This window comes from Pseudomonas sp. R4-15 (genome assembly GCF_055768815.1).
Genome location: NZ_CM147293.1, coordinates 2,296,420 through 2,320,970, shown reverse-complemented (window position 1 = coordinate 2,320,970; position 24,551 = coordinate 2,296,420). Strand labels below are relative to the sequence as shown.

Annotated in this window: 22 protein-coding genes; 12 read left to right on the top strand and 10 right to left on the bottom strand. The window is 65.5% G+C overall.

Annotation, left to right across the window (positions count from 1 at the left end; translation table 11 throughout):
* Nucleotides 1-45: 45 nt before the first annotated feature.
* The 5 genes from ACYRGX_RS11040 to ACYRGX_RS11020 form a co-directional block, all read right to left on the bottom strand.
* Nucleotides 46-825, bottom strand: coding sequence for an alpha/beta family hydrolase (locus tag ACYRGX_RS11040; protein WP_473052536.1), 780 nt, complete (start codon nt 823-825; stop codon nt 46-48).
* Nucleotides 826-914: 89 nt separating this feature from the next.
* A complete protein-coding gene (zapE, locus tag ACYRGX_RS11035) occupies nt 915-1,925 on the bottom strand; it encodes a cell division protein ZapE (RefSeq protein ID WP_473052535.1) in 1,011 nt (336 codons plus the stop codon).
* A gap of 160 nt (nt 1,926-2,085) precedes the next feature.
* Nucleotides 2,086-3,345 (bottom strand): cation:proton antiporter domain-containing protein, encoded by a 1,260-nt coding sequence (locus ACYRGX_RS11030; protein WP_473052534.1) that lies wholly within the window; start codon nt 3,343-3,345, stop codon nt 2,086-2,088.
* 214 nt (nt 3,346-3,559) lie between these two features.
* Nucleotides 3,560-4,936: a TRAP transporter large permease gene (locus ACYRGX_RS11025; RefSeq protein WP_473052533.1), complete on the bottom strand. Its 1,377-nt coding sequence runs from the start codon at nt 4,934-4,936 to the stop codon at nt 3,560-3,562.
* The gene (locus tag ACYRGX_RS11020; RefSeq protein ID WP_473052532.1) at nt 4,929-5,474 is read right to left on the bottom strand and encodes a TRAP transporter small permease subunit; all 546 of its coding nucleotides are present in this window, start codon (nt 5,472-5,474) and stop codon (nt 4,929-4,931) included. Before ACYRGX_RS11020 ends, ACYRGX_RS11025 begins: the two co-directional genes overlap by 8 nt.
* Before the next feature lie 248 nt (nt 5,475-5,722).
* Between ACYRGX_RS11020 and ACYRGX_RS11015 the strand changes: the two genes are divergently transcribed.
* Complete coding sequence (locus ACYRGX_RS11015) at nt 5,723-6,823, top strand: TRAP transporter substrate-binding protein (RefSeq protein ID WP_473052531.1); 1,101 nt, start codon at nt 5,723-5,725, stop codon at nt 6,821-6,823.
* A gap of 114 nt (nt 6,824-6,937) precedes the next feature.
* On the opposite strand, the gene ACYRGX_RS11010 is transcribed toward ACYRGX_RS11015, so the two are convergent.
* Entirely contained in the window at nt 6,938-7,834 is an 897-nt protein-coding gene (locus ACYRGX_RS11010; RefSeq protein WP_473052530.1) for a DMT family transporter, read from the bottom strand.
* Between the two features lie 83 nt (nt 7,835-7,917).
* On the opposite strand from ACYRGX_RS11010, the gene ACYRGX_RS11005 reads away from it, so the two are divergent.
* From ACYRGX_RS11005 to ACYRGX_RS10975, 7 genes are all read left to right on the top strand, one after another.
* Nucleotides 7,918-9,249: an aminotransferase-like domain-containing protein gene (locus ACYRGX_RS11005; RefSeq protein ID WP_473052529.1), complete on the top strand. Its 1,332-nt coding sequence runs from the start codon at nt 7,918-7,920 to the stop codon at nt 9,247-9,249.
* Between the two features lie 77 nt (nt 9,250-9,326).
* Nucleotides 9,327-9,923: a DUF1294 domain-containing protein gene (locus ACYRGX_RS11000; RefSeq protein ID WP_473052528.1), complete on the top strand. Its 597-nt coding sequence runs from the start codon at nt 9,327-9,329 to the stop codon at nt 9,921-9,923.
* Between the two features lie 271 nt (nt 9,924-10,194).
* Nucleotides 10,195-10,638: a MarR family winged helix-turn-helix transcriptional regulator gene (locus ACYRGX_RS10995; RefSeq protein WP_473056597.1), complete on the top strand. Its 444-nt coding sequence runs from the start codon at nt 10,195-10,197 to the stop codon at nt 10,636-10,638.
* Entirely contained in the window at nt 10,638-12,731 is a 2,094-nt protein-coding gene (locus ACYRGX_RS10990; protein ID WP_473056596.1) for an FUSC family protein, read from the top strand. The genes ACYRGX_RS10995 and ACYRGX_RS10990 overlap by 1 nt, the downstream gene beginning before the upstream one ends.
* A complete protein-coding gene (locus ACYRGX_RS10985; protein ID WP_473056595.1) occupies nt 12,728-12,937 on the top strand; it encodes a DUF1656 domain-containing protein in 210 nt (69 codons plus the stop codon). The genes ACYRGX_RS10990 and ACYRGX_RS10985 overlap by 4 nt, the downstream gene beginning before the upstream one ends.
* The gene (locus ACYRGX_RS10980) at nt 12,934-13,806 is read left to right on the top strand and encodes an efflux RND transporter periplasmic adaptor subunit (protein ID WP_473056594.1); all 873 of its coding nucleotides are present in this window, start codon (nt 12,934-12,936) and stop codon (nt 13,804-13,806) included. Before ACYRGX_RS10985 ends, ACYRGX_RS10980 begins: the two co-directional genes overlap by 4 nt.
* A complete protein-coding gene (locus ACYRGX_RS10975; protein ID WP_473056593.1) occupies nt 13,803-15,227 on the top strand; it encodes an efflux transporter outer membrane subunit in 1,425 nt (474 codons plus the stop codon). The genes ACYRGX_RS10980 and ACYRGX_RS10975 overlap by 4 nt, the downstream gene beginning before the upstream one ends.
* A 179-nt stretch (nt 15,228-15,406) precedes the next feature.
* Here the strand turns inward: ACYRGX_RS10975 and ACYRGX_RS10970 are convergent, their stop codons facing one another.
* The 3 genes from ACYRGX_RS10970 to ACYRGX_RS10960 all read right to left on the bottom strand — a co-directional run bounded on the left by ACYRGX_RS10970 (nt 15,407) and on the right by ACYRGX_RS10960 (nt 18,048).
* Entirely contained in the window at nt 15,407-16,183 is a 777-nt protein-coding gene (locus ACYRGX_RS10970) for a substrate-binding periplasmic protein (RefSeq protein ID WP_473056592.1), read from the bottom strand.
* Between the two features lie 61 nt (nt 16,184-16,244).
* The gene (locus ACYRGX_RS10965) at nt 16,245-16,997 is read right to left on the bottom strand and encodes a polysaccharide lyase family 7 protein (RefSeq protein ID WP_473056591.1); all 753 of its coding nucleotides are present in this window, start codon (nt 16,995-16,997) and stop codon (nt 16,245-16,247) included.
* 145 nt (nt 16,998-17,142) lie between these two features.
* Nucleotides 17,143-18,048, bottom strand: coding sequence for a LysR family transcriptional regulator (locus tag ACYRGX_RS10960; RefSeq protein WP_473056590.1), 906 nt, complete (start codon nt 18,046-18,048; stop codon nt 17,143-17,145).
* Nucleotides 18,049-18,377: 329 nt separating this feature from the next.
* Between ACYRGX_RS10960 and ACYRGX_RS10955 the strand changes: the two genes are divergently transcribed.
* The 4 genes from ACYRGX_RS10955 (at nt 18,378) to ACYRGX_RS10940 (ending at nt 23,573) form a co-directional block, all read left to right on the top strand.
* A complete protein-coding gene (locus tag ACYRGX_RS10955; RefSeq protein WP_473056589.1) occupies nt 18,378-18,626 on the top strand; it encodes a hypothetical protein in 249 nt (82 codons plus the stop codon).
* Complete coding sequence (locus ACYRGX_RS10950) at nt 18,619-20,220, top strand: sodium:solute symporter family transporter (protein ID WP_473056588.1); 1,602 nt, start codon at nt 18,619-18,621, stop codon at nt 20,218-20,220. The genes ACYRGX_RS10955 and ACYRGX_RS10950 overlap by 8 nt, the downstream gene beginning before the upstream one ends.
* Complete coding sequence (locus ACYRGX_RS10945) at nt 20,217-21,671, top strand: CoA transferase (RefSeq protein WP_473056587.1); 1,455 nt, start codon at nt 20,217-20,219, stop codon at nt 21,669-21,671. The genes ACYRGX_RS10950 and ACYRGX_RS10945 overlap by 4 nt, the downstream gene beginning before the upstream one ends.
* 114 nt (nt 21,672-21,785) lie before the next feature.
* Nucleotides 21,786-23,573 (top strand): IlvD/Edd family dehydratase, encoded by a 1,788-nt coding sequence (locus ACYRGX_RS10940; RefSeq protein WP_473056586.1) that lies wholly within the window; start codon nt 21,786-21,788, stop codon nt 23,571-23,573.
* 15 nt (nt 23,574-23,588) lie between these two features.
* Here the strand turns inward: ACYRGX_RS10940 and trhO are convergent, their stop codons facing one another.
* Nucleotides 23,589-24,521: an oxygen-dependent tRNA uridine(34) hydroxylase TrhO gene (trhO, locus tag ACYRGX_RS10935; RefSeq protein ID WP_473056585.1), complete on the bottom strand. Its 933-nt coding sequence runs from the start codon at nt 24,519-24,521 to the stop codon at nt 23,589-23,591.
* Nucleotides 24,522-24,551: the final 30 nt, after the last annotated feature.

Genomic DNA, 24,551 nt, shown 5'->3' with positions numbered 1-24,551 from the left:
GAGCAGCTCGACTAGGGCGGTTGGGCAGCCGTCCCACACACCCTTTTAGCGTGCTTTCTTAGCCAACCCAGTCACACGCTCGATCAGCGCCACGAGTTCACCGGCCATAGTCTCTGAAATATCGAAATTATGGTTAGTCTCGAAGAAGTAGACCTCTACCTTTTCAGCCAACGCATACTTTTGCTCTATTCCCAGTCCGCCGTATTCATCGTGAGTACCTTGAATTATCAGCATTGGCGTTTTCAGGGTCGCCAAGTGAGCATAACGCTCAGGTTCATCGCCATGTTCCGGATGCTCAAAGGGATAGCCTAGGCAGACCACATGCTTGATCCCCAACTGATCCGCAATCAAGGATGAGACACGGCCTCCTGAAGACCTGGAAAGAATGATCGTCCGCGCCGCGACACCGCGTCTGAGAATGATCTTCTTCAATGACTCGCATCGAGCCGATACCGAACTATCTTTTCTTTCTCTCCTTTTGTGGAGATAAAAAAAGTAAGAGGGATTCAATAACCCATAGAAGAACTGCACTACTCGGAGGTTGAACCTTCGCAGGTCACCCGAGACAAAACCGAGCCTTTTCTCGATACGCCTCAAGCAGTAAATGACCTCGGCAGCGGGATCTTCCCACATGACCTCGACACCACTGCGTCTCAGCCGGCTCAGCAGTGCCAGATTCAAAGCTTCATCCTTCTGCCAATTATCACGACCGACGAGAAGAACCACATCACCCCTGCCCATGCTCAGCGCTCGTATAAAAGGGACAGACTTATTGTTGAAAACTCCAGGCCATGAGCGGCATTCAGCGCTCATCGCGTCCAGCATGAACCCTTCTACTCTTCTGACGAGCGTCAACGCGTGTATTCGCCCACTTCAGACCGAAGGTAAATCCATGGGGAACATCGTCTGACGGCCTACTGAATCCGTCGAAGCTGTGACAATCGGCTTCGAGTACGGGAAATATCCCCCATGTCCGACCCGCTCAACGCATCCTCTAGGGAAAATCTACTGAGCACGAAGAGTTGGCAACGCTGATCGTAGAGAACGTCGACGAGGTTGACGAAACGCTGCTGCGCGGCGGGCGAGGCGTTGGAAAGCCGGGGTAGCCCCTCAAGAATCCAACGGTCGTGGTCGGCCGCCAGGTCCAGGTAGTCCATGGTCGCGGTTGGCCCTTCGCAAATCTGCTGGAAGGAAACCTGCAGCATCGGCCCATCCTCACGGAGCACCCGCAGCAGGCGGTGGCCAACCCGAAGCTCCTGACTGCCCGCGGGCCGCGATGGTAAACCTAGCGCCTGCCGCTGGCTATCGCTACCGGGGAACAGGTAGCAGCCCCTCTGGAACGGGTCAGGCTCGGTGTTCTCCAGTGTTCGATAATCGACCGTCCCGGCGAGGGACAGGACGTCCATGTGTTCTTCGATCAACGCGATGGTGGGCAGGAAACGCTCGTGATAAAGAGGATTGGGCAGCAGTTTCGCGGGCGGGTAATTCGAGCTGCTGAGTAGCACCACGCCACTCGCGAAGAGGGCTTTGAACAGGCGACTGATGAGCATGGCATCGCCAATGTCATGCAGGTGAAACTCATCGAAGCAAAGCAGCCGGCAATCGCCCAGCATCTGCTTCAACGCAGCGTCCATCGCATTGTCGCGATCGCCATGGGTGAACACCTGCCGATGCAGCTCCCGGAAGAACGCGTGGAAATGCACCCGACGCTTCTGCGGCAACGGGATGGCATCGAAGAAGCCATCGAGAAGGAAACTCTTACCGCGCCCCACCGGCCCCCAGAGGTACAAACTGCGAGGCATCTCGCGGCGGCGCGGCTCAAGCAGCCCATCGGCCATACGTGCCAATTGATCGAGCGCGGTGAGTTGGAAAGTGTCGAGCGTATAGCCTCGCTGGGAGGCGGTGCGGCGGATCGTGTCGATCACGCCCGCACCGGGGGAGACAGGCATCATAAACGTCGTGATTCACGGGACAGCGTTGCACCATTCTAAGCGCTGGCCTCGATGCTGCCCATGCTCCCAGGACGCTCCGCGCCCCACTGCCTCGCCCAGGAGACTCACTCCGCTAGCGGCTTCAGTGATCGCCTCAGCCGTCATCGGCCAGATGTTCGGTGGCGACCGGCGTCCGACCCGGTTGACGGGCATAGCGCCGCGTCAACGGGGCGGCGGTGATGCCGTGGAGCATGATCGAGGCGAAGATCACCGCGCTGGCGGCGTGCCAGTAGCGCGGATCGTGCAGATGGCCATGTGCGAAGGCGGCGTAATAGATGGCGGCGATCCCCACCGGTCCAAACCAGCCCAGAAAGGCGCTGTCGCGTCGGTTAAGGTTCGAACGCCAGGTGGGCGCTAGCAGCGCTACCACCAGAGGGCGGCGCAATAGCAGGGTCAGCAGGACGAAACCGGCGAGCGGCCAGCCCAGCGCTGCCCATTGGTCCAGGGGCAGCGCGATCCCGAAAATGACGAACATCGGCAGCGTGAACAGCTTGGCCACGGCCTCCTGGACGTTTTCCTCCTCACGTTCCTCGCGACGCTCACTGCACAGATTGAACGTCAGCCCTGCGACGAAGACTGCGAGTACACCGTCGGTTCCCACCAGCTTCGCCAGCCCTAGCGTGAGCAGGGAAAAAGCGACGCTGTAACCGAGCAGGGAGGCGTCGGCGACCCACCGGTGGCGTTCGGCGAAGGTGAGTAGCCGGGCTGCGGCAAAACCGACGCAGGCGCCGACGGCGGTGGCGCCGAGAATGCCGATCAATACCGCGTCGACCAGCCAGCGTTGCAAAACCGGTTCGCTGGCATGACCGAGCATCAGCAGCGGTAGCATGACAAAGACGTAGGCAAGGCCATCGTTGCTGCCGGATTCGGCCGACAGGGTGTCTCGCACGCGCAACGGCAGGTGTCGTTTGGCGAACTGCCCGGTGACGATGGAACTGGAGACCACCGGGTCGGTTGGCGTGACGATGGCGCCTAGGAGCAAGGCCGCCCACAACGACAGACCCAATAGCCCGCCGGCCAGTAATGACGACACCAGCCACATGCCGAGCATGCCGAGTGTCAGTAACAGGGTGATCGGGCGCAGCAGGGGACGAAGTGCCTCGCGCTTCAAGCGCAGCGCGACCCCCATCAGGCCGATGGCCAGCGTCAACCGTGCCGCCTGCTCGAGGATTGCCAGCGGCTCGCCCCAGCGCGAAAGATCCAGCCAATCCATGCCGAAGGGCCCGACCGCAACGCCAATCAGTACGGCGATGGACGCGTCGGATATCGGGTTGCGCTTGAGCGCAGCCGACAGCAGCGCCGCGATGACCGCAACGGCGCCCATGATGGCGAGGGCGAGATTCAACTGGCTCATGAGGGCTCCCTGTGACCTTTCCTCTGCGAGTCACAGGGCGCCGCGACAGTTCCACCGCTGGTCAGACCCGGACCTGTGCCATACCGGCGAGGGTCAGGTTTCACGCGGGTGCGGGGCATGCTCCGGCAATCGGTGCAGTGCCATCCACTCGTTATCCCTTCGAAAACACGAACGCCCGTCACGGGGACGGGCGTTCGGTGTAATGCGCTCAGCCTCAGTTACCGTAGACCTGCTCCGGCAGCCAGGTGATCAGTCCGGGGAAGACATAGGCGATCACCAGCAGCATCAGCTGAATCAGGATGAACGGCACCACGCCGCGGTAGATGGTGCTGGTGGCGATGCTCGGCGGGGTGACGCCGCGCAGGTAGAACAGCGCGAAGCCAAACGGCGGGGTGAGGAAGGAAGTCTGCAGGTTCAGGGCGATCATCACGCCGAGCCAGATCGGGTCCAGCCCCATGGCCAGCAGCACCGGCCCTACGATCGGCACCACCACGAAGGTGATCTCGATGAAGTCGAGGATGAAGCCGAGCAGGAAGATCACCAGCATGACCACGAAGAAGGCGCCGAGCACGCCGCCCGGGAGCTGGGCGAAGACGTCCTCGATCAGTACCTCGCCGCCGAAACCGCGGAAGACCAGGGAGAACAGCGAGGCGCCGATCAGGATCAGGAACACCATGGCGCTGATCTCGGTGGTGCCGTAGGCCACTTCCCTGAGCTGCGTGAGGTTCAGTTTGCCCTTGCTCAGCGCCAGCAGCATGGCGCCGACCGCACCGAGCGCTGCCGCCTCGGTGGGCGTGGCGTAGCCGGCGAGAATCGAGCCAAGCACCGCGCCGATGAGGATCATCGGAGGCACCAGCGCTTTGAACAGGCGGCCCCACTCCACATCCCCCAGCTCTTCCTTGGACAGCGCCGGCAGCTTCTTCGGCTGGAAGATCGCGACCAGGATCAGATAGCCGATGTACAGACCTACCAGCAGCAGACCGGGCAGCAAGGCTCCGACGAACAGGTCGCCAACGGACACGGTCTTCGGCGAGAAGATACCCATGCGCAGCTGCGCTTGCTGATAGGCGCTGGACATCACGTCGCCCAGCAACACCAGCACGATCGATGGCGGGATGATCTGCCCCAGCGTACCGGTAGCCGCCAGGGTACCCGTCGAGACGGCAGGGTCGTAGCCGCGCCGCAGCATGGTCGGCAGCGCCAGCAGGCCCATGGTCACAACGGTGGCGCCGACGATACCGGTAGAGGCAGCGAGCAAGGCACCGACCACGCACACGGAGATGGCCAAGCCCCCACGCAGCGTGCCGAACAGGCGCGCCATGGATTCGAGCAGGTCCTCGGCCACCCGCGAGCGCTCCAGCATCACCCCCATGAACACGAACAGCGGCACGGCCAGCATGGTCTGGTTGTTCATGATGCCGAACAGGCGGTTGGGCAGCGCGCTGAGGTAGGTCGCATCGAAGGTGTCGGTGAGCACACCGAAGCCGGCGAACAACAGGGAAACCCCGGCCAGCGTGAAGGCCACCGGATAGCCGGCCATCAAGGCCACGCAGACGCCGATGAACAGCAGGATCGACATGAACTCAGCCATGCTTCACCTCCGGGGCGGGCAGCCGGCCGGTGATGACGTAGAGCGCCTTGATCAGGTTGGAGAGCCCCTGCAGCACCAGGCTGACCACCAGCACCAGGATGATGCTCTTCTGCAGGTAGACGAACTTCAGGCCTCCCGACTCGCTGGACGCCTCCAGCGTCGCCCAGGAGTTGCTGACATAGTCCCAGCTGGCCCAGCCCAGGAACAGGCACACCGGTAGCAGGAAGAGGATATTGCCGAGTATCTCCACCAGCGCCTGCCGGCGACCGCTGAAATTCTGGAAGAAGATATCGACGCGCACGTGGCCATTGCGCTGCAGCGTCCAGGCCGCCGCGCCCATGAACACCAGGGCGTGAGCGTAGAGCACGGCCTCCTGCAACGCCGTGGCGCCGATGCCGAAGCCATAGCGCAAGACCACGACCACCGCCGTGCCCAACACCAGGAATACGGTCAGCCAGGCGCAGGCCTTGCCGAATCCGGCGTTGAGGCTATCGATCAACGATGAGATAACGAGAGGAAGGGGGGGCTTATCGGACATAGTGGGTGTTTTTCTTATCGTTATGAGAAATGAACGCGAGGCAGCTATCGCAAGATCTGCGTCGCAGAGCCGCGCAATGCATGGCTTGCACAGGAGGATTCTAGGCAACCGGTTGCCGTTGCGACAATCCACATGCAACTTTAGTCGTAGGCGCTAGGCTCAAGAGCGTCTTCCCCCTATGTTACGTACACCCGGTTTGCCCTCGGCGATCCCGCGGTCAGCCCAATAACAACAATTAGGAGCGTCACATGAAACGTCGCGACATCATCGCAGCAGCAGGGGTCGGCCTTGCAGCCACCGCACTGGCCGGTTGCAAGCAGGAGACCGACAAGGCCGCCTCCGCCAAGGAGAGCGAGCAGGCACAGACCTTCACCTGGAAGATGGTCACCTCCTGGCCGAAGAACTTCCCCGGCGTCGGTGTCGGCGCGGAGAACTTCGCCAAGCTGGTCGACGAGATGAGCAACGGCCGGCTGAAGGTCAAGATCTACGCCGCCGGCGAGCTGGTACCCGCTCTGGAGGTCTTCGACGCGGTCTCCCGTGGCACCGCCGAAATGGGCCATGGCGCGCCCTACTACTGGAAAGGCAAGGTTCCGGCCGCCCAGTTCTTCTGCGCCCTGCCCTTCGGCCCGAATGCCCAGGAGATGAACGCCTGGCTGCACTACGGTGGCGGCATGAAGCTCTGGGAAGAGGTGTACAAGCCGTTCGGCGTGCTGCCGATGGCCTGCGGCAGCACCGGCGTACAGACCGCCGGCTGGTTCAACAAGGAAATCACTTCGGTCGACGACTTCAAGGGCCTGAAGATGCGCACCCCCGGCCTGGGCGGCGAAGTGCTGACCAAGATGGGCGGCACCGTGGTGAACATGCCGGCGGGCGAGATCTTCACCGCCCTGCAAACCGGCGCCATCGACGCCACCGAGTGGATCGGCCCGTACAACGACCTGGCACTGGGCCTGCACAAGGCCGCCAAGTACTACTACACCCCGGGTTGGCAGGAGCCGAACGTGCAGTTCGAACTCGACATCAACCTCAAGGCCTGGGAAACCCTGCCACCGGACTTGCAGGCCATCGTGCGTGGCGCCGCCCGCGCCATCAACAGCGACATGCTCGACGACTACAACGCCAAGAACATGGAGGCCATGGAGCAACTCAAGGCCGAGGGCGTGGACGTTCGCCGTCTGCCCGACGACGTGCTGGTGCGCTTGAAGGAAGTGGCTGCCGAAGTGGTCGAAAACTCGGCCAACGCCGACCCGACCGCGAAGAAGGTCTGGGACCAGCAGAAGGTCTACCTGCAGCGTCTGTACGACTACGCGGAAAGCAACGAGAAGGATATCTACAACATTCGCGGCTGAACCGACGCTCGCTGATTCCACCTGAAAAAGCCCCGCTGGCAGACACCTGCCAGCGGGGCTTTCGCTTATCCACGCGGAGCGCCTGCCCGATCATCTTCGCGAGGCCAACGCGCGCTAGTTCGAGAAGCGCTTCGCGCCAGCCACACAAAGAATCACCGCGACCGTCACCCCCAGCATGCCGAGGCTCACACGTTCATGCAGCAAGGTCGCGGCCAGCAGCAGCCCGAAGAAAGGCTGTAGCAACTGCAGTTGCCCCACCGCGGCAATGCCGCCCTGCGCCAGGCCGCGATACCAGAACACGAAGCCGATCAGCATGCTGAACACGGAGACGTATGCCAGGCTGAGCCAGGCCGCTGCCGGGACGTTCGCGAAGCTCGTCGGCCTCTCGTACAGCGCCAGCGCGGCCATTGCCGGCAACGAAAGCACCAGCGCCCAGGAGATCACCTGCCAGCCGCCCAGCACTTTCGAAAGCCGGGCGCCTTCGGCATAACCCAACCCACACGCCAGGATCGCAAGCAACATCAGCACATCCCCCTCGGGCGAGGCCGTCAACCCCTGAGAGACGGCGAAGCCGACGACCAGCACGCTGCCCAAGGCGGAAAACAGCCAGAAGGCCGGGCGCGGACGCTCCCCGCCACGCAGTACCGCAAAGCTCGCGGTGACCAGAGGCAACAGCCCCAGGAAGACGATGGAGTGGGCGGAGGTTACGTATTGCAAGGCCATCGCCGTCAGCAGCGGAAAGCCGATGACCACGCCCAGCGCGACCATGGCCAGCGAGACGACCTGCCCGGGTATCGGGCGCTTCGCCTTGAATGCCAGGAGCAGCGTCAGGCCCAGTAGCCCGGCGATGGTTGCGCGTGCGGCCGTCAGGAAGAGCGGCTCGAACGCCATCACCGCAACGCGGGTGGCCGGCAGCGAGCCGCTGAAGATCAGCACGCCGAGGAGCCCATTGATCCAGCCACCGAGATGCCTGTCATGGGCCTGGCCGGATAAGTCGAGCGCGTCACTCATGGTTCGTACCTCGCTACGGAGACGGCAGAAGCGTACGATCCACGAATCAATACAATCAAAAAATTGTACTGGATATATTTCCCATGCCTCGCTCGCGCTACAAAACCCTCGTTGACGCCCTGGCGGCGGACATCCGCGCCGGCACGCTGTCCCCCGGTACTCGCCTGCCCACCCACCGCGAGCTGGCGAAAAGGGAAGGCGTTGCCTTGGTGACCGCCAGCCGCATCTACGCAGAGCTAGAGCAAATGGGCCTTGTCAGCGGGGAAACCGGGCGAGGGACCTTCGTCCGAGAGACATTCCTGCCCCAGGGTCATGGCATCGACCAGCCACAGGTCGCCGCCGGCATGATCGACCTCAACTTCAACTACCCCGCCCTCCCCGGACAGGCCGAACTGCTGCGCACGGCGCTCCGGCAACTGGCGCTGTCCGGCGATCTGGAATCCCTGCTGCGCTATCAACCCCATGGCGGCCGCCTGCATGAGCGCGCGACGGTGGCGGCCCACCTGCAGGAGCGCGGGCTATTCATCGAGCCCGCCTGCGTGTTGCTGGTGAATGGCGCCCAGCACGGCCTCGCGGTAACGCTGATGGGACTGTTGAAGCCCGGCGACGTCATTGCTGCCGATGCCTTGACCTATCCAGGCTTCAAGGTGCTCGCCGAAACCCTGCACCTCGAGGTCGTCGCCCTGCCCTCATCGGCACATGGCCCCGACCTCAGCGCCCTGGAACGCCTCTGCAGGAGCCGCCCCGTTCGCGCGATCTACAGCATGCCGACCCTGCACAACCCGCTCGGCTGGGTCATGCCGACGAGCGAGCGGGAACGCCTGGTATCCATCGCCCGAAAGCACGACCTGACGATCATCGAGGATGCCGCCTACGCCTACCTGGTCGAGGCGGCTCCGCCGCCGATCGCGCAGTTGGCGCCGGAGCGCACCCTGTACGTATCCGGTTTCTCGAAAAGCGTCGCCACAGGCTTGCGGGTGGGCTTCGTCGCAGCGCCGGCGCGGCTGATTGCAAACCTGGAGCGCGCCATCCGCGCGACCACCTGGAATACCCCGGGTGTCCTCACGGCCATCACCACGGCCTGGCTGGAGGACGGCACGGTGGCCAGGCTGGAAGTGGAAAAGCGCCGGGACGCGCAGTCGCGGCAGGCACTGGCCGCCCGGCTGCTCGAAGGCTTTCGCTACCTGAGCCACCCCTCGTCCTATTTCCTGTGGCTGCCGCTGGCCGAGGACGCACGTGCCGACCGGGTCACCATGGCGTTGATGAAGGAGCAGATCTCCGTCTCCACGGCCGAACCGTTTTCCACCTCCCCGCATGTGCCTCACGCAATCCGCCTGGCGCTGGGCTCCGTCGACCTGCCGACGCTGAAGCGCGCCTTGCAGCGCGTGGCATCGGTCATCGGCTTTCATTCGTGACCTGCAAGGCCAGCGTTTTCCCCTACGCAGGGATTCTCTATGCTGCCCGCCTCAGGGAGTCGGCACAGGAAAGCGCGATGCGCGTCGAAGGACGAATCAGCCAATGGAACGATGAGCGAGGCTTCGGCTACGTGGTGCCGGTGGGCGGCGGGCCACGATTGTTCGTGCATGTCAGCGCCTTCCCGTGCGGTGCGCAACGGCCGGCCCGGGGCACGCTGATCAGCTACCAGCCAGGCCAGGACGCCAAGGGGCGTCCGCAGGCACGGAAGGTGCGCTACACCAGGGACTCCGCCAGGCCGAGCGAAGCCGCGCCGCGTCTGCCGCAGCGCGGCCTCGCTCTGCTGGTGCTGGCCGGGATCGTCGCGCTGGCCGCGCTCGGCCTGTTGCCACGGCCCGTCGCCGGCGGCTACCTGTTCCTGAGTCTGGTCTCCTTCCTCGCCTACGGCATGGACAAGGCGGCGGCGAATCGCGGCGGCTGGCGTGTCAAGGAGAGCACCCTGCATCTCTTCGATCTGCTCGGCGGCTGGCCGGGTGGATTGCTGGCCCAGCGGCAGTTTCGCCACAAGACCGTGAAGCGCAGCTTTCAGAGGCTGTTCTGGGCCAGTATGGCGGTGAACCTGCTGATCCTCGGCTGGCTGCTGCGCAGCGGCCAGTTCATCGGCGAGACGGGGTAGAACTGGATCAACGCGAGCCTCGACCCAGTATCTCAAGCAGAAAACCATGGCTGCCCCTCAAGAAATATGGGGCTTTGGAGGCTTCTTGGTCATCGAAGGATGCCGCTCCTGCTGGAACACCGTATCGCGCGTGGCCGCAGACCAGGCGTCAGCCGGCACCCCCTCCCCCATCAGGGTATTCGTCGCCGATTCGGTTGCCGGGGTTGACCTCCCGGGTTCGCGCAAGCCTAATAGTTAGCATCCTATTTTTAAGTTTACTAACTTTAATCCCATGGACTCCGAGCTTCTCCATCGACGCCTGAGCAGCGGTATGGTCATGGCCTCGCGCCATTGGCGCCGGGCCTGCCAGGATGCCCTCGCCGGACATGCCATCAGCGAAGCCTGCGCCGCGCCACTGCTGGCCCTGGCGCGCCTGGGCGACGGTGCGCGGCAGGTCACCCTGGCCCATGAAGTCGGTGTGGAATGCGCGTCCCTGGTACGCCTGCTCGACCAGCTCGGCAGCCTCGGTTACGTGCGCCGCGAGGCGGACAGCGCGGATCGGCGCGCCAAGACCTTGTGGCTCACCGAGAGCGGTCGCGCCCTGGTGACCTCCATCGAAGCACAGCTCGGCGAGCTCCGCCGGCAGGTGCTGGCGGACCTTCCGCAAGAAGATCTGCAAGCCGCGCTACGCGTCCTGCAGGCATTCGCCGACGCACCCGGTCGACTGGGCAAGTAATGTTCGAAGGCTTCTTCTCGGGCGTTCCTCCCTGGCGCGACTGGTTCTTCGGCGTGCGCACCTTCGCTGCCTCGATGCTGGCGCTGTACCTCGCGCTGTTCATGCAGTTGCCGCGGCCCTACTGGGCGATGGCCACGGTGTACATCGTCTCCAGTCCCTTCGTCGGACCGACCAGCTCCAAGGCCCTTTACCGCGTGCTCGGCACCTTGCTGGGCGCCGCCGCAGCGGTGTTCTTCGTGCCGCTGCTAGGGCAGGCGCCACTGCTATTGTCGGCAGTGATCGGCCTGTGGGCGGGCACCCTGCTGTTCCTCTCGATGCACCTGCGCACCAGCAATAACTACGTACTGATGCTGGCCAGCTATTCGATGCCGCTGATCGCGCTGCCGGTCCTCGATCAGCCCGAGCGGGTCTTCGAGGTGGCGGTCTCGCGCAGCGAAGAAATCCTCCTGGGCATCGTCTGCGCCGCCGTGGTGGGTGCGGTGTTCTGGCCCCGACGCCTGGCGCCGGTGATGCTCGAAGCCAGCGGCCGTTGGTTCGATGCCGCCGCGCGCTACAGCGCGCTGTACCTCGGACGCCATGCAACGCCGGAAGAGCTGGCCTCGCTGCGCGCCGCGATGGTCACCCAGTTCAACGGCCTGGAGCCGATGATCGGCCAGCTCCCCCACGAAGGCGCCCGCCCGGCGATGGTGCGCAGCGCCAAGGAGCTGCGTGGCCGCATGATCCATCTGCTCCCCGTGGTGGACGCCCTGGACGACGCGCTCTGGGCACTGCAACGCCGCGCACCGGCGTTGATGGAACGCCTGCAACCGCTGCTCGAGGACGCCTGTGCCTGGCTGCAGGAACCGTCGCAGGACGCCTCGGAAGCCCGCTGGCGCGAACTCAGCAACGCCCTCGAACGCCTGCGTCCGGACGGCGAACAACTCGCCGACCGCCAACAACTGCTGTTCTCCCACGCGCTCTATCGCCTCGCCGAATGGCTCGACCTCTGGCAGGACTGCCGCGTCCTGCAGCAGGTGCTGCGCGCAGATGGCCGGCTCTCCTGGCGCGCGGTCTACCGTCATTGGCGCCTGGGGCGCCTGTCGCCCTTCCATGACCACGGGCTGATGGCCTACGCGGCGCTCTCGACCATGCTCGCCAGCACCACCGCCAGCGTGCTGTGGATTCTGCTCGGCTGGGACGACGGCGGTGGTGGCGTGATCCTCGCCACGGTGGCCTGCTGCTTCTTCGCCGCGATGGACGACCCGGCACCGCAGATCTATCGCTTCTTCTTCTGGACCACCCTGTCGGTGCTGTTCGCCAGCCTCTACCTGTTCCTGGTGCTGCCCAACCTGCACGACTTTCCAATGCTGGTGCTGGCGTTCGCCGTTCCGTTCATCTGCATCGGCACGCTCACCGTGCAACCGCGTTTCTACCTCGGCACGCTGCTCACGCTGGTCAACACCGCGTCCTTCATCAGCATCCAGAGCGCCTACGACGCCAACTTCCAGAATTTCCTCAATGCCAACTTCTCCGGCCCCATCGGCCTGCTGTTCGCCTTCCTCTGGACCCTGGTGATGCGCCCCTTCGGCAGCGAGCTGGCGTTGCGCCGCTTGACCCGCTTCGGCTGGGAAGACATCGCCGAGCTCGGCGAACCGGGTACGCTCAACGAACACCGGCGCATGGCGGTGCGCCTGCTCGATCGCCTGATGCAGCAACTGCCGCGCCTGGCGCAGACCGGCCAGGACTCCAGCATGGTGCTGCGCGAGCTGCGCGTGGCATTGAACCTGCTGGACCTGCTCGCCTACCTACCCCGGGTGGACGACGCGCCGCGCCAACAACTGCAGAAGCTGGTGGAGGACGTCGCCGCACACTACCGCGCCTGCCTCGCAGCCGGTGAACGCCTGGCGCCGCCTCGCGGCCTGCTGATGGACATGGACCGCATCCGCCGCGCCCTGCTGCACAGCGAGACCGCCCGCGCGCCACAGGCGCTGGCCGCCCTGCTGCACGCGCTGTCCGGCCTGCGCCTGGCCCTGTTGCCGGGGGTGGAAATCCCCCACGAGGCGAGTGAAGCACAAGAGCAGCCTCCCCACGGCATCGACGGAGCCCCCCTGTGATCGGAGACCTGGACCTCGGCGGCGTCTTCCTGCCCCTGCTACTGGTATTGATGTTGGTCACCTACGTGCTCTTCCTCGGGGTACACGCCCTGCTCACCCGTGTGCATTTCTATCGCCTGGTCTGGCACCGGGCGCTGTTCAACGTCGCGCTGTACGCCCTCATGCTGGGGGCCGTCGACGCGCTCTACCGAACGCTGATGACATGAAGAAACCCATACTCACCCTGGGCCGTGTGGTCCTCACCCTGCTGGTCGTCGCCTTCGCCGCCGTAGTGGTCTGGCGCATGACGCTCTACTACCTGTTCGCGCCCTGGACCCGCGACGGCCACGTGCGTGCCGACGTGCTGCAGATCGCTCCGGACGTCTCCGGGCTGATCGACCAGGTGCAGGTCAAGGACAACCAGGCGGTCAGTCGCGGGCAGGTGCTCTTCGTCATCGACCCGGCGCGCTTCAGCCTGGCCCTGCGCCAAGCCCAGGCCACCCTCGCCGAGCGCCGCGCGACCTTCGACCAGGCGCACCGCGAGACCCAGCGCAACCGCACCCTGGGCAACCTCGTCGCGCGCGAGCAACTGGAGCAGAGCCAGGCCCGCGAAGCCTCCGCCCAGGCCGCGCTGGACCAGGCCCAGGTAGCCGTGGACCGCGCCCGCCTGGACCTGCAGCGCGCCACCGTACGCAGCCCGGTCGACGGCTACCTCAACGATCGCGCCCCCCGCGCGCACGAGTTCGTCAGCGCCGGCCAGCCGGTGCTCTCGGTGGTGGACGGCAACTCCTTCCACGTCGACGGCTACTTCGAGGAGACCAAGCTCTCCGGCATTCGCGTCGGCCAGCCGGTGGATATCCGCATCATGGGCGAGAGCGAGCACCTGCGCGGCCACGTGCAGAGCTTCGCCGCCGCCATCGAGGACCGCGACCGCAGCAGCAGCGCCAACCTGCTGCCCAACGTCAACCCGGCGTTCAGTTGGGTGCGCCTGGCGCAGCGCATTCCGGTGCGCATCGCCTTCGACCGGCTGCCGGAGGACCTGCACATGATCGCCGGCCGCACCGCTACCGTCTCGATCGTCGAGGACGGCCGATGAACGCCCGGGCGCTGCTGCCCCTCGGCCTCGGTCTGCTGCTCGCCGCCTGCCAGAGTGTCGGCCCGAACTACCGGCTGCCCGACTCCGCAGCGCTCACGCGCGGCGACCTGCAGGGGCCACTGGCCAAGGACGATGCCCCCGTGACCCTGCAACCGCTGCCCGCGGATTGGTGGCGGCTGTACCAGGACCCGCGCCTCGACCAACTGGTGCAGGACGCCCTGGGCGCCAACAGCGACCTGCGCGAGGCCGCCGCCAACCTCGCCCGCGCGACGGCGCGCCAGCAGGAGGCTGAAGCGGCCGGCGGCTGGGGCGGCGGCGTGGACATCGCGGCAGAACGAGTCCAGGAGTCGGGCCAGGCCTTCCTGCTCAGCGAGAAGGTCCCGGTCGCCAACATCGGCAGCCTGGCGTTGAAAGCGTCCTATCAGTTCGATCTGTTCGGCGTGCTGCAACGCGGTGCCGAAGCCGCCGCGGCCAATGCCCAGGCGAGCGCCGCCGCGGCGGACCTGGCGCGCATCAGCGTGGTCGCCGAGGTCGTCCGCGCCTATACCCAGGTCTGCGCCGCCAACGAGGAACGGCAAATCGCGCAGCGCTCGCTGGACCTGCAACAGCAGGGCATGGAACTGGTGCAGCGCCTGCGCGATGCCGGCCGCGGCGATGAAACCCAGGTCACCCGCAGCCAGACCCAGGTCAAGTCACTGCGCGCCGAGCTGCCGCGCTACACCGCTGAGCGCGAGGCCGGCCTGGCGCAGTTGGCGATGCTGCTGGCCAAGCCGCAGGCCAGCCTGCCCCGCGGCACCGCCGACTGCGCACAGCTGCCGGACATTGCCCAGCCGATGCCGGTGGGCGATGGCGCCGCGCTGCTGCGCCGGCGCCCCGACGTGCGCCAGGCCGAACGCCGCCTGGCCGCGGCCACCGCCGGGGTCGGCGTAGCCACCGGCGAGCTCTACCCGGACATTTCCATCGGCGCCAGCGTCGGTAGCGTGGGTATTCTCGACGACCTCGGCGAACCGTCCACCAATCGCTGGGCCTTCGGCCCACTGCTGAGCTGGACGGTGCCTGCACACGGCGCCCGCGAACGCATCGTCCAGGCCGAAGCCGGCGCCCAGGCCGCGCTGGCCCACTTCGACGGCGTGGTGCTCGACGCGGTGCGCGAGACGCAGACGCGTCTGGCCCAGTACCAGGCGGCCATCGAGCGCCGCGATGCATTGGTCGAAGCCGAAGCCTCCGCCCAGCGTGCAGCCGAACAGACCCACCGCTATTTCCAGGCCGGCCGTGAATCCTTCCTCGCCGACCTGCAGGCCACCCGCACCTACACCGACGCCCGCGCGCAACTGGCCGGCGCGCAAACCCAGGTGGCGATGGCACGCATCGCCCTGTTCCTCGCCCTCGGCGGCGGCTGGCAGAGTACGCCTGGCACTTGATCCCCTCGAACGGCGCACACGCCCTCAGCGGCTACCCGGCTGGCGCAATGGTGCTGATTTACCGGTCTGGCGTGCGGAGTGAATCGCGTCACCCTACGGAAGGCAGCTAGGGCCTGAACCGCTGTTCCCCACCCGCATGCCGCGGGTGGACGTAAGGCTACCCGCGCGGGAAGCTCTGCTCAGCGAGTGCCCACTGCCTTGGGCATGCGTTGCAGGTGGTCGCTGCGAATCCGTTCGACTTCGCCGCTCTCCACCATCTGCGTGAGGATCGCGTTGAGCTCGGGCAACGCCTGCGCATAGCGCCGTTGCAACTTGAACACCAGCGGCGCATCGCTGAGTTGCGCACCCCGGGCGAAAGCGTCAATCGGTAAGCCCCGGGCCGCCGTCAAGCTGCGATAGACGTCCTCGAACATCGCGATGGCGTCCACCCGCCCCAATTGCAGCAAATCGAGCAGCGCATCTTCCTCCGAGGTTTCCACCTTGATGAGCGTGCCGTCCCGGTAGGCATCGATCAGCGCCGGATAGCGATACCCGCGCACCGCGCCCACACGCAGGCCTCGCAGCGCTCCGACCGGAAGGTTGCGCATGGCGGAATCAGGCCGAAAGTAGAGATACTCACGCACATGCAGATAGGGATTGCTATAGACGAACTGCTGACTGGCTTCAGGGGCATTCCACTGCGGGGAGTCTGCGTAGTTGACGTCCAGTTCGCCCCGTTCGAGCAGCCGGTTCAAACGATTGACCGGGTAGAACAGCAACTTTACCGGCTGTTCCAATTCAGCCATCGCCCGCTCGAAAACTTCCACGGAGATGCCGCTGGGCTCGCCCAGCGCATTTTCGTAGGTATAGGGTGGCCAGTTGGCCCCTCCGCTCAACAGCGTTTCGGCTTGAACGGCGCACGTCACCCACACGCCAATCACACAGCCACAGAGTCGGCGAAAACGCTTCATGGCCATTCCAATCCTCCCGTCCCTGTGCAGATGATGACGCCCGGTGATGATAAACCCGTGACGCTACTCAGGAGTCATCTGCGACCGACGCATGCGTCACCTGCAAGCGGGTAAAGCGCACCTCGGCGCTTTCACCATTGGCCTTCTGCGGGCTCTGCACGTAGGCCCCAGCCTTGTAGTAGAAGTCGACGTCGCGCCAGCCTGGCGATGCCTGGAAGAAGTCGTGCTCGATGCGCTCGCCCTCCACCTCCACGCCGAGACGACCATCGTCGACGTCGATGCGATAACTGAACGGGCGGTCGTCGACGCGCGCCGCGAAGACATGGGTGATGTCGCCGTTGTCGCCTTCCGGCGCGCGCTTGATCAGCGCCTTCACCCGGCCCTTTTCCCACTGCAGCTTGACCAGCGGGCGCGCGTCGAAGCCGTGGATCTGCCCGACGATCACTTTCTGCTCGGCCGGCGCGCGAACGACCTGGCAGGTCGCCGTCAAGCGATGCTGGCCGCTCCCGCTCCAGTTACGCTTGTCATCCTGCGGGTCGAGCACCTCGCGCAACTCGCTACGCGGGAAACGGCTGTTCTCGGTGGTGCCGCCACCGACCGGCGCGACGAATACCATCGAACCATCCTCGGCCAGGTGGAAGTAATCCGACGCATAACGCGCCAGCGCGGGCGCCGCCACCTCGCTCGCGCGGCGATCCGGCAGGGTCAGTTTCCAGTCCGACAGATCGAAGCGGCTGCCCGGCGGCTGCAACGTCTGCCCGGCGCACGCGTCGATCGCCAGCAGCCCGGCGAGGGATACGCAGAGTGTTCGAAGGGGCATCGCAAGCCTCCAGACATAAAGTTGCCGGCAGACCCGGAGCAGCAGGCCAGCGTGCCCATTGGGACACAGCGGACCTGCGAGAGTGCCCTCCCGTGCGCGGGTGCGGGGAGTGATCGCCGTCATCGGCTCGACGCCTGCCTGTGACTCAGTGCATCGCGGAGACGGCGCTCACGCTCATGTGCTCCAGCGCCTTGCGCTGGAAGCACGCCAGCGCGCTGCTGACGAAGACGTCCCGACGCCGCACGAAGACCGTCTCGACCAGCGCATCGCGGGCGCTCAGGGCATGCATGGACAGCTTCCCCGCGAGCGCCAGCGGCTCGACCACGCCGCGGGGCAGCAAGGTGATGGCGAGCCCAGCCTGCACGCAACCGAGTATTCCGTCCAAAGTACCCAGCTCCATGCGCTTGATTCCCTGCACCCCGTGGCGGATCAGCTGCAGCTCGAGGCGCTCGCGATAGGCACAGCCGTTGCGGAAGATCGCGATCTTCGTCTGCTTGTGACTGGGCAACCAGGCCGGGCGATCGTCGACCTGGCGCTGCCAGGGGGCGGTCACGATCACCAGTTCCTCGGTAAACACCCTCTCGCTGACGAGACTCTCGTGGTCGACCGGGCCGGCGACGAAGGCCGCATCCAGGCGCCGCTCGATGACGTCCTCCAGCAGGCTCTGGGTCGTGCCCGTCTGCAAGCACAGGTCCACGGCGGGATAGTCACCGCTGTAGTCCACCAACAACTCGGGCAAGCGCAACGCAGCCGTGGTTTCCATCGAACCGATGCGTAGCGCTCCGTTGGGCGTGGCCTCGTCGAGAATGACGCGACGGGCTTCATCGAGCATATGGTCGATCTGCCTGGCGTAGGGCAGCAGTTGCGTGCCCGCCGCGGTCAGGCGCACGCCTCGCCCATGGCGATGAAACAGCGGCACGCCCAGCTCGGTTTCCAGGCGGCGAATGCGTTGCGTGACGTTGGACTGCACCGTGTCCAAATGCGCGGCAGCCTTGGAAATGCTGCCCGCCAGCGCAACCGTGGCGAAAAACTGAAGATCGGCAGAGTCCATCGTCCTGGCCCTCATCGAAGTTACCGCATCCGTGCAAGCGACGCGCCAGGACAGCAGCCCGCCACGCGTGGCGAATACCCCACGGCGAACGACAGAAGCGCTCCAAGACAGCGCAGCGCGGGCGTACTTGGTGCACCCATATGAGGCCGCAGCCACGCACGGCAGGCGACCAAACGTCGATTCGCAGCCGTTTTTGCCGCCCCTCGGGGTCCGCTATCACCTCTTGAGATAACTGATATTCGCACCAGCGAACGCTCCGCCAGATGGCCTGCCTGGTGCAGACGTTCAGGGCGAGAAAAACACCGTAGCCACCTACGCGGAGCACGTTCATGAAGACACTCAACAGCACCTCCGAAGAGGGCGAGAACCTCGGACTGGGGCTAACCCTGGCCGGCATTCAGATTGCCGTATTCTTTTCATTCATCCTGTATTGCATCTATGGCTCCACCCCTGCCGCAGTCCCACTCGAGCGGCCGACGACGCCCTTCGTCTACGGCCTGCTGGTGATCGTCTGCGGCACGCTGCTGACCGTTCTCTACGTCTGCATGACGAACCGCAGGGAGCCGAGCGATGCGTAAATTGGCCGTGTTTCTTTGCTCGCTGCTGCCCGGCGCACCCGCGCTAGCCAGTTCGATGAACGGCCAGGGCACCTCGGCCACCTCCATCGCGCTGTTCCTGGGCGTCATCGCCATCACCCTGTGCATCACCTATTGGGCCGCCCAGCGCACCCGTAACGCCAGTGACTTCTACAATGCCGGCGGGCATATCTCGGGCTTTCAGAACGGCCTGGCGATTGCCGGGGACGCCATGTCCGCCGGTGCCCTGCTCGGCTTGACGGCGCTGGTGTTCAACAGCGGATTCGATGGCCTGGTCTATGCCATTGGCTACACGACCGGATTGCCGATCGTGGTCTTCCTGATGGCCGGCAAGATGCGGCGCATGGGCAAGTTCACCTTCGTCGACGTGGTCTGCTCACGCCTCGAAGGTCGCTCCATTCGGCTGTTCTCGGCCTTCGCCTCGCTGGTCATCGTGCTGTTCTATCTGGTCTCGCAGATGGTCGGCGCGGGCCAGCTCATCCAACTGCTGTTCGGCATCGACTACGTCTACTCGATCATCCTGGTCGGCGTGCTGATGGTCCTCTACGTCGCCTTCGGCGGCATGATGGCCACGACCTGGGTGCAAATCATCAAGGCCGTACTGATGATCTCCGCCTGCCTGGCGATGACCCTGCTGGTATTGCACGAGGTCGATTTCAGCTTCACCGAGTTGCTGAATGCCGCAGTCGGCGTACACCCCGCCGGGGCCGCGATCCTGAGCCCCACGCGCCTGCCGAGCGACCCGCTCTCGGGCCTGTCCCTGGGCATCGCGCTGATGCTGGGTACCGCCGGCCTGCCGCATATCCTGATGCGCTTCTTCACCGTGCCGGACGCCAGAGCCGCGTGCAGCTCGGTGCTCTGGGCAACCCTGGTGATGAACGCCTTCTACGCGATGATTTTCATCCTGGGTTTCGGTGCGCTGTACCTGCTGCGGGTGGATGCCTCGTTCACAGACGGCAACGGCGCGCTGCTCGGAGGTAACAACACGGCGGCGCTGCACCTGGCCTTCGCCCTGGGTGGGCAACCGCTCTTCGGCTTTCTCTCGGCAGTGGCCTTCGCCACCATCCTTGCCGTGGTGGCGGGGCTGACGATTTCCGGTGCCTCCGCGGTCAGCCACGACATCTACGGTGCCCTGATAGAAAGAACGCCGCAGAACGAGCGCAAAGAGCTGCGGGTCATGCGCATCTCCGTGCTCGCCCTGGGGCTCGTGGCAATCATCCTGGGCCTGGCCTTCAAGAACCAGAACATCGCCTACCTGATCAGCCTCGCGTTTTCCGTCTCCTGCTCGTCCACCTTTCCCGTGCTGCTGCTGGCCATCTACTGGGATCGCCTGACCACTCGCGGCGCCGTCTGGGGCGGCAGTTGCGGACTGCTCGGGTCACTGCTGCTGACCATTCTCGGCCCGTCGGTCTGGGTGAAGACCTTCGGCTTCGCCACGCCGGTCGTCACCCTCGACCCACCTGCGCTGGTCACCGTGCCCCTGGCATTCCTCGTCTGCATCGGCGTCTCCCTGCTCAGCCAGAGCAAAGCGCCTCAGGCGGGAAGCCTCTACGTCAACGGGGAGGCCGCACGATGAGCGCTCGCGCGCCCCATCCGCTGCTGACAACGCCAGGCTTCGAGGAATTGATGAAGATTCGCGGCCTGCCCACGCCCGGCGTGGACGAGGTCGCCATCACCGGCCGCGATCCGCTCTTCGCCTCGCCCTTTCGCATCGGCGAAACCGCGGCCATCGCCCTGGCGGCCCGCGGCATCGCCGCCAACGATCTGTGGGAGTTGCGCAACGGTCGTCGGCAGACGCTGGCGGTCGACGTGCGTGCCGCCGCGGCCACCTCGCTGTATGGCGGGGACATGACCCAACGCCGCAACGCCGAAGGCGTGTTCCAGGGCATTCCCTACTCGGACGCGATGAGGCACATGGTGTCCCTGACGCAGCCCTGGCAGGCGGGCGACGGCAACTGGCTGTTGCCGCATACCAATCTCGCGCACCTGGAGCGTCGCGTGCTGGATGTCATCGACTGCCAGAGCGATGTCGCCTCGATCGCCGCGGGCATCGCACGCTGGAAGGCAGCCGAACTGGAGGACGCCATCGCCGGCGCCAACGCCTGCGCGGGCCTGGTCAGAACGCCGGAAGCCTGGCTGCGGCATCCCCACGGCGCCTACCTGGCCAGTCGCCCCGTCGTCGAAATCAGCAAGATCGCGGATAGCCCAGCCGAGCCGCTGGGTCCCGGCGCCCAACCCCTGTCCGGCGTCCGGGTCCTGGACCTCACGCGCATACTCGCCGGACCGACCGCCGGCCTGGGCTTGGCCGAACACGGCGCCGACGTGCTCATGGTGACGGCCGAACGCCTGCCCCAGGTGGAGTCCTTCGTGCGCGACACCAGCCACGGCAAGCGCAGTTGCTACCTGGACATGGACGTTCCCGAGCAGGCCCGCCAACTGGAGCAATTGGTCAGCTCGGCAGACGTCTTCATCGATGGCTACCGCCCCGGACGGCTGGCGGCACACGGCTTTGGCGCGGAGCGGCTGGCGGCGTTGCGTCCTGGCCTCATACACGTGAGCGTCAACTGCTTCGGCTCCGGCGGTCCCTTGGCATCACGCGCGGGCTGGGACCAGGTCGCCCAGGCGGTCACCGGGATCTGCCATACCCAAGGTCAGGCGATGGGCCGTGGCCGACCAGAACTCACGCCGGTCTTCATGTGCGACTTCCTGACCGGGTTTCTCGCCAGTTTCGGGACGATGCTGGCCCTGGCGCGACGCGCCCGCGAGGGCGGCAGCTACCGTGTCCAGGTGTCGCTGTGCCAATCCGCGATGTTCCTCCAGCGCCAGGGACTGCTCGAAGACTTCATGGACGCCCCGAACCGTCTCGAAGACGAGGAGTTCGAGCGTCTTTCGAGGGTCATCGAAAACACCCGCTATGGCGACCTGAAGACATTGGCTCCGGTCTTGAAGATGTCGGAAACGCCGAGCCAGTGGTTTTCTCCCCCGCCCGCGCTGGGCAGTTCGCCCGCCGAATGGCTACCCCGCTGAGGCCAACGCCTCGATAACCTCAGGTTATCGAGGCTTGAGAACACGCCATTGGCGTTCATCGCGCCAGGCGCCTAGCGTGTGGGCTCGCATAACAACGACAAGAGCAGCCCCATCATGAGCCAGCCCTCGCAACGCCGTCTGCGCAGCCAGCAGTGGTTCGACGATCCCAGCCATGCCGACCTCACTGCGCTCTACGTGGAGCGCTACATGAACTACGGGCTGACCCGTGGCGAATTGCAGTCCGGCCGACCGATCATCGGCATTGCCCAGACCGGTAGCGACCTCACCCCCTGCAACCGTCACCACCTGGAGCTCGCCGAGCGGGTCAAGGCCGGCATTCGCGACGCGGGAGGGATTCCCATGGAATTCCCGGTGCACCCGATCGCCGAGCAGAGCCGACGGCCCACCGCGGCGCTGGATCGCAACCTCGCCTACCTGGGCCTGGTGGAGATCCTCCACGGCTATCCGCTCGATGGCGTGGTGCTGACCACCGGCTGCGACAAGACCACCCCGGCCTGCCTGATGGCGGCGGCGACCACCGATCTGCCGGCCATCGTGCTCTCCGGCGGGCCGATGCTCGACGGCCACCACAAGGGCGAACTGGTCGGTTCCGGCACCATCATCTGGCATGCGCGCAAGCTGCTGGCGGCGGGCGAGATCGACTACGAAGGCTTCATGCAACTGACCGCCGCGGCCTCGCCCTCGGTCGGCCATTGCAACACCATGGGTACCGCCCTGTCGATGAACGCCCTGGCCGAGGCGCTGGGCATGTCGCTCCCCGGTTGCGCGAGCATCCCTGCGCCCTACCGCGAGCGCGGCCAGATGGCCTACGCCAGTGGCCGGCGCATCTGCGAGCTGGTGCTCGAAGACGTCCGTCCGTCGTCGATCATGACCCGCGAGGCCTTCGAAAACGCCATCGCCGTCGCCTCCGCATTGGGTGCCTCGAGCAACTGCCCGCCACACCTGATCGCCATCGCCCGGCACATGGGCATCGAGCTTTCGCTAGAGGATTGGCAACGCATCGGCGAAGACGTGCCGCTGCTGGTCAACTGCATGCCCGCCGGCAAATACCTCGGCGAAGGCTTCCACCGCGCCGGCGGGGTACCGGCGGTGCTCCACGAACTGCAACGCGCCGGGCGCCTGCATGGCGACTGCGCCACCGTCAGCGGACGCCGTATCGGGCAGATCGCGGAAGACGCGGCGAGCAGCGATACCGATGTGATCCTGCCCTACGCCACGCCGCTCAAGCAGCGTGCCGGCTTCATCGTGCTCAGCGGCAACTTCTTCGAAAGCGCGATCATGAAGATGTCGGTGGTCGGCGAAGCCTTCCGCAAGACCTACCTCTGCGAACCCGGCCAGGAAAATGCCTTCGAAGCCCGCGCCATCGTCTTCGAGGGCCCGGAGGACTATCACGCGCGGATCGACGATCCCGCCCTGGAGATCGACGAACGCTGCATCCTGGTGATCCGCGGCGCGGGCACCGTCGGTTATCCGGGCAGCGCCGAGGTGGTCAACATGGCGCCTCCGGCGGCCCTGATCAAACGCGGCGTGGACTCGCTGCCGTGCCTGGGCGACGGTCGTCAGAGCGGCACGTCGGCCAGCCCGTCGATCCTCAACATGTCGCCGGAGGCCGCCGTCGGCGGCGGCCTGGCGCTACTGCAGACCGGCGACCGGCTACGCGTCGACCTCAATGCGCGGCGCGTCGATCTGCTGGTGGACGCGGAGGAAATCGAGCGCCGGCGCGCCGCCTGGCAGCCAAGCATCCCACCCTCGCAAACGCCCTGGCAGGAGCTCTACCGGCAACTGGTGGGCCAACTGTCCACCGGCGGTTGCCTGGAGCCGGCCACCCTGTACATGAACGTCATCGCCCGCGAGGGTGGCCTGCCCAGGCATTCGCACTGACGGCGACGACGGCGCTCAGCCGTCGCGCGGGTCACGTCCCAGCGGTGAGGGCTGGTTGCGCGAGCGCGCCAGCTCGATCTGCTTCTGTCGTTCGCGGGCGCCTTCGCGGGTCTTCTCCGGCAGCGAGTCCCAGCAGTGCGGGCAACTGATGCCGGCGACGTAGTGCGGCGACTGGCGTTGCTCGACCGAGACCGGGTTGCGACAGGCATGGCAGAGCACGAAGTCGCCCTGGCTCAGGTCGTGGCGCACGGTGACGCGGTTGTCGAAGACGAAGCAGTCGCCCTGCCAGCGGGTCTCGGCCTCGGGGACTTCTTCGAGGTAGCGCAGGATGCCGCCCTTGAGGTGATAGACCTCTTCGAAGCCCTCGCCGAGCATGTAGCTGGAGGCCTTCTCGCAGCGAATGCCGCCGGTGCAGAACATCGCCACCTTCTTGTGCCGGGCCGGGTCGAAATTCGCCTTCACGTAGGCGGGAAAATCGCGAAAGCTCGCGGTCTGCGGGTCCCGCGCGCCACGGAAGCTGCCGATGGCCACCTCGTAGTCGTTGCGCGTGTCGATCAGCAGGACCTCGGGATCGTCGATCAGCGCGTTCCAGTCCTTGGGTTCGACGTACTGGCCAACCTGGCGGTGCGGGCTGACGCCAGTCACGCCGAGGGTGACGATCTCCTGCTTCAGCTTGACCTTGGTACGCAGGAACGGCTGCTCGGCGCAGAAGGATTCCTTGTGTTCCAGGTCCGCCAGTCGTGGGTCGCGGCGCAGCCAGGCGAGCAGCGCGTCGATGCCTTCGCGGCGTGCGGAAACGGTACCGTTGATGCCCTCTTCGGCGAGCAGCAGGGTGCCTTTCACGTCATGTTCGAGCAGGGTTTGCAGCAGGGGGTCGCGCAGCGCCACGTAGTCCGGCAGGGAGACGAACTTGTACAGCGCGGCGACGACGATGGCGTTGTCGCTCATGGCATGTCCTCGGGGGTCGCCCTCGCAAAG

Bases quoted from the DNA above. Each gene is read 5' to 3' on its own strand.
- ACYRGX_RS11005 (WP_473052529.1), top strand. From the start codon at position 7,918: ATGCCTCGCTCGCGCTACAAAACCCTCGTTGACGCCCTGGCGGCGGAC.
- ACYRGX_RS10950 (WP_473056588.1), top strand. From the start codon at position 18,619: ATGCGTAAATTGGCCGTGTTTCTTTGCTCGCTGCTGCCCGGCGCACCC.
- ACYRGX_RS10970 (WP_473056592.1), bottom strand. From the start codon at position 16,183: ATGGCCATGAAGCGTTTTCGCCGACTCTGTGGCTGTGTGATTGGCGTG.
- ACYRGX_RS10975 (WP_473056593.1), top strand. From the start codon at position 13,803: ATGAACGCCCGGGCGCTGCTGCCCCTCGGCCTCGGTCTGCTGCTCGCC.
- ACYRGX_RS10990 (WP_473056596.1), top strand. From the start codon at position 10,638: ATGTTCGAAGGCTTCTTCTCGGGCGTTCCTCCCTGGCGCGACTGGTTC.
- ACYRGX_RS10955 (WP_473056589.1), top strand. From the start codon at position 18,378: ATGAAGACACTCAACAGCACCTCCGAAGAGGGCGAGAACCTCGGACTG.
- ACYRGX_RS11020 (WP_473052532.1), bottom strand. From the start codon at position 5,474: ATGTCCGATAAGCCCCCCCTTCCTCTCGTTATCTCATCGTTGATCGAT.
- ACYRGX_RS11025 (WP_473052533.1), bottom strand. From the start codon at position 4,936: ATGGCTGAGTTCATGTCGATCCTGCTGTTCATCGGCGTCTGCGTGGCC.
- ACYRGX_RS10965 (WP_473056591.1), bottom strand. From the start codon at position 16,997: ATGCCCCTTCGAACACTCTGCGTATCCCTCGCCGGGCTGCTGGCGATC.
- ACYRGX_RS10940 (WP_473056586.1), top strand. From the start codon at position 21,786: ATGAGCCAGCCCTCGCAACGCCGTCTGCGCAGCCAGCAGTGGTTCGAC.
- ACYRGX_RS10980 (WP_473056594.1), top strand. From the start codon at position 12,934: ATGAAGAAACCCATACTCACCCTGGGCCGTGTGGTCCTCACCCTGCTG.
- ACYRGX_RS10945 (WP_473056587.1), top strand. From the start codon at position 20,217: ATGAGCGCTCGCGCGCCCCATCCGCTGCTGACAACGCCAGGCTTCGAG.
- ACYRGX_RS11015 (WP_473052531.1), top strand. From the start codon at position 5,723: ATGAAACGTCGCGACATCATCGCAGCAGCAGGGGTCGGCCTTGCAGCC.
- ACYRGX_RS11040 (WP_473052536.1), bottom strand. From the start codon at position 825: ATGCTGGACGCGATGAGCGCTGAATGCCGCTCATGGCCTGGAGTTTTC.
- trhO (WP_473056585.1), bottom strand. From the start codon at position 24,521: ATGAGCGACAACGCCATCGTCGTCGCCGCGCTGTACAAGTTCGTCTCC.
- ACYRGX_RS10995 (WP_473056597.1), top strand. From the start codon at position 10,195: ATGGACTCCGAGCTTCTCCATCGACGCCTGAGCAGCGGTATGGTCATG.
- ACYRGX_RS11010 (WP_473052530.1), bottom strand. From the start codon at position 7,834: ATGAGTGACGCGCTCGACTTATCCGGCCAGGCCCATGACAGGCATCTC.
- ACYRGX_RS10960 (WP_473056590.1), bottom strand. From the start codon at position 18,048: ATGGACTCTGCCGATCTTCAGTTTTTCGCCACGGTTGCGCTGGCGGGC.
- ACYRGX_RS11000 (WP_473052528.1), top strand. From the start codon at position 9,327: ATGCGCGTCGAAGGACGAATCAGCCAATGGAACGATGAGCGAGGCTTC.
- ACYRGX_RS11030 (WP_473052534.1), bottom strand. From the start codon at position 3,345: ATGAGCCAGTTGAATCTCGCCCTCGCCATCATGGGCGCCGTTGCGGTC.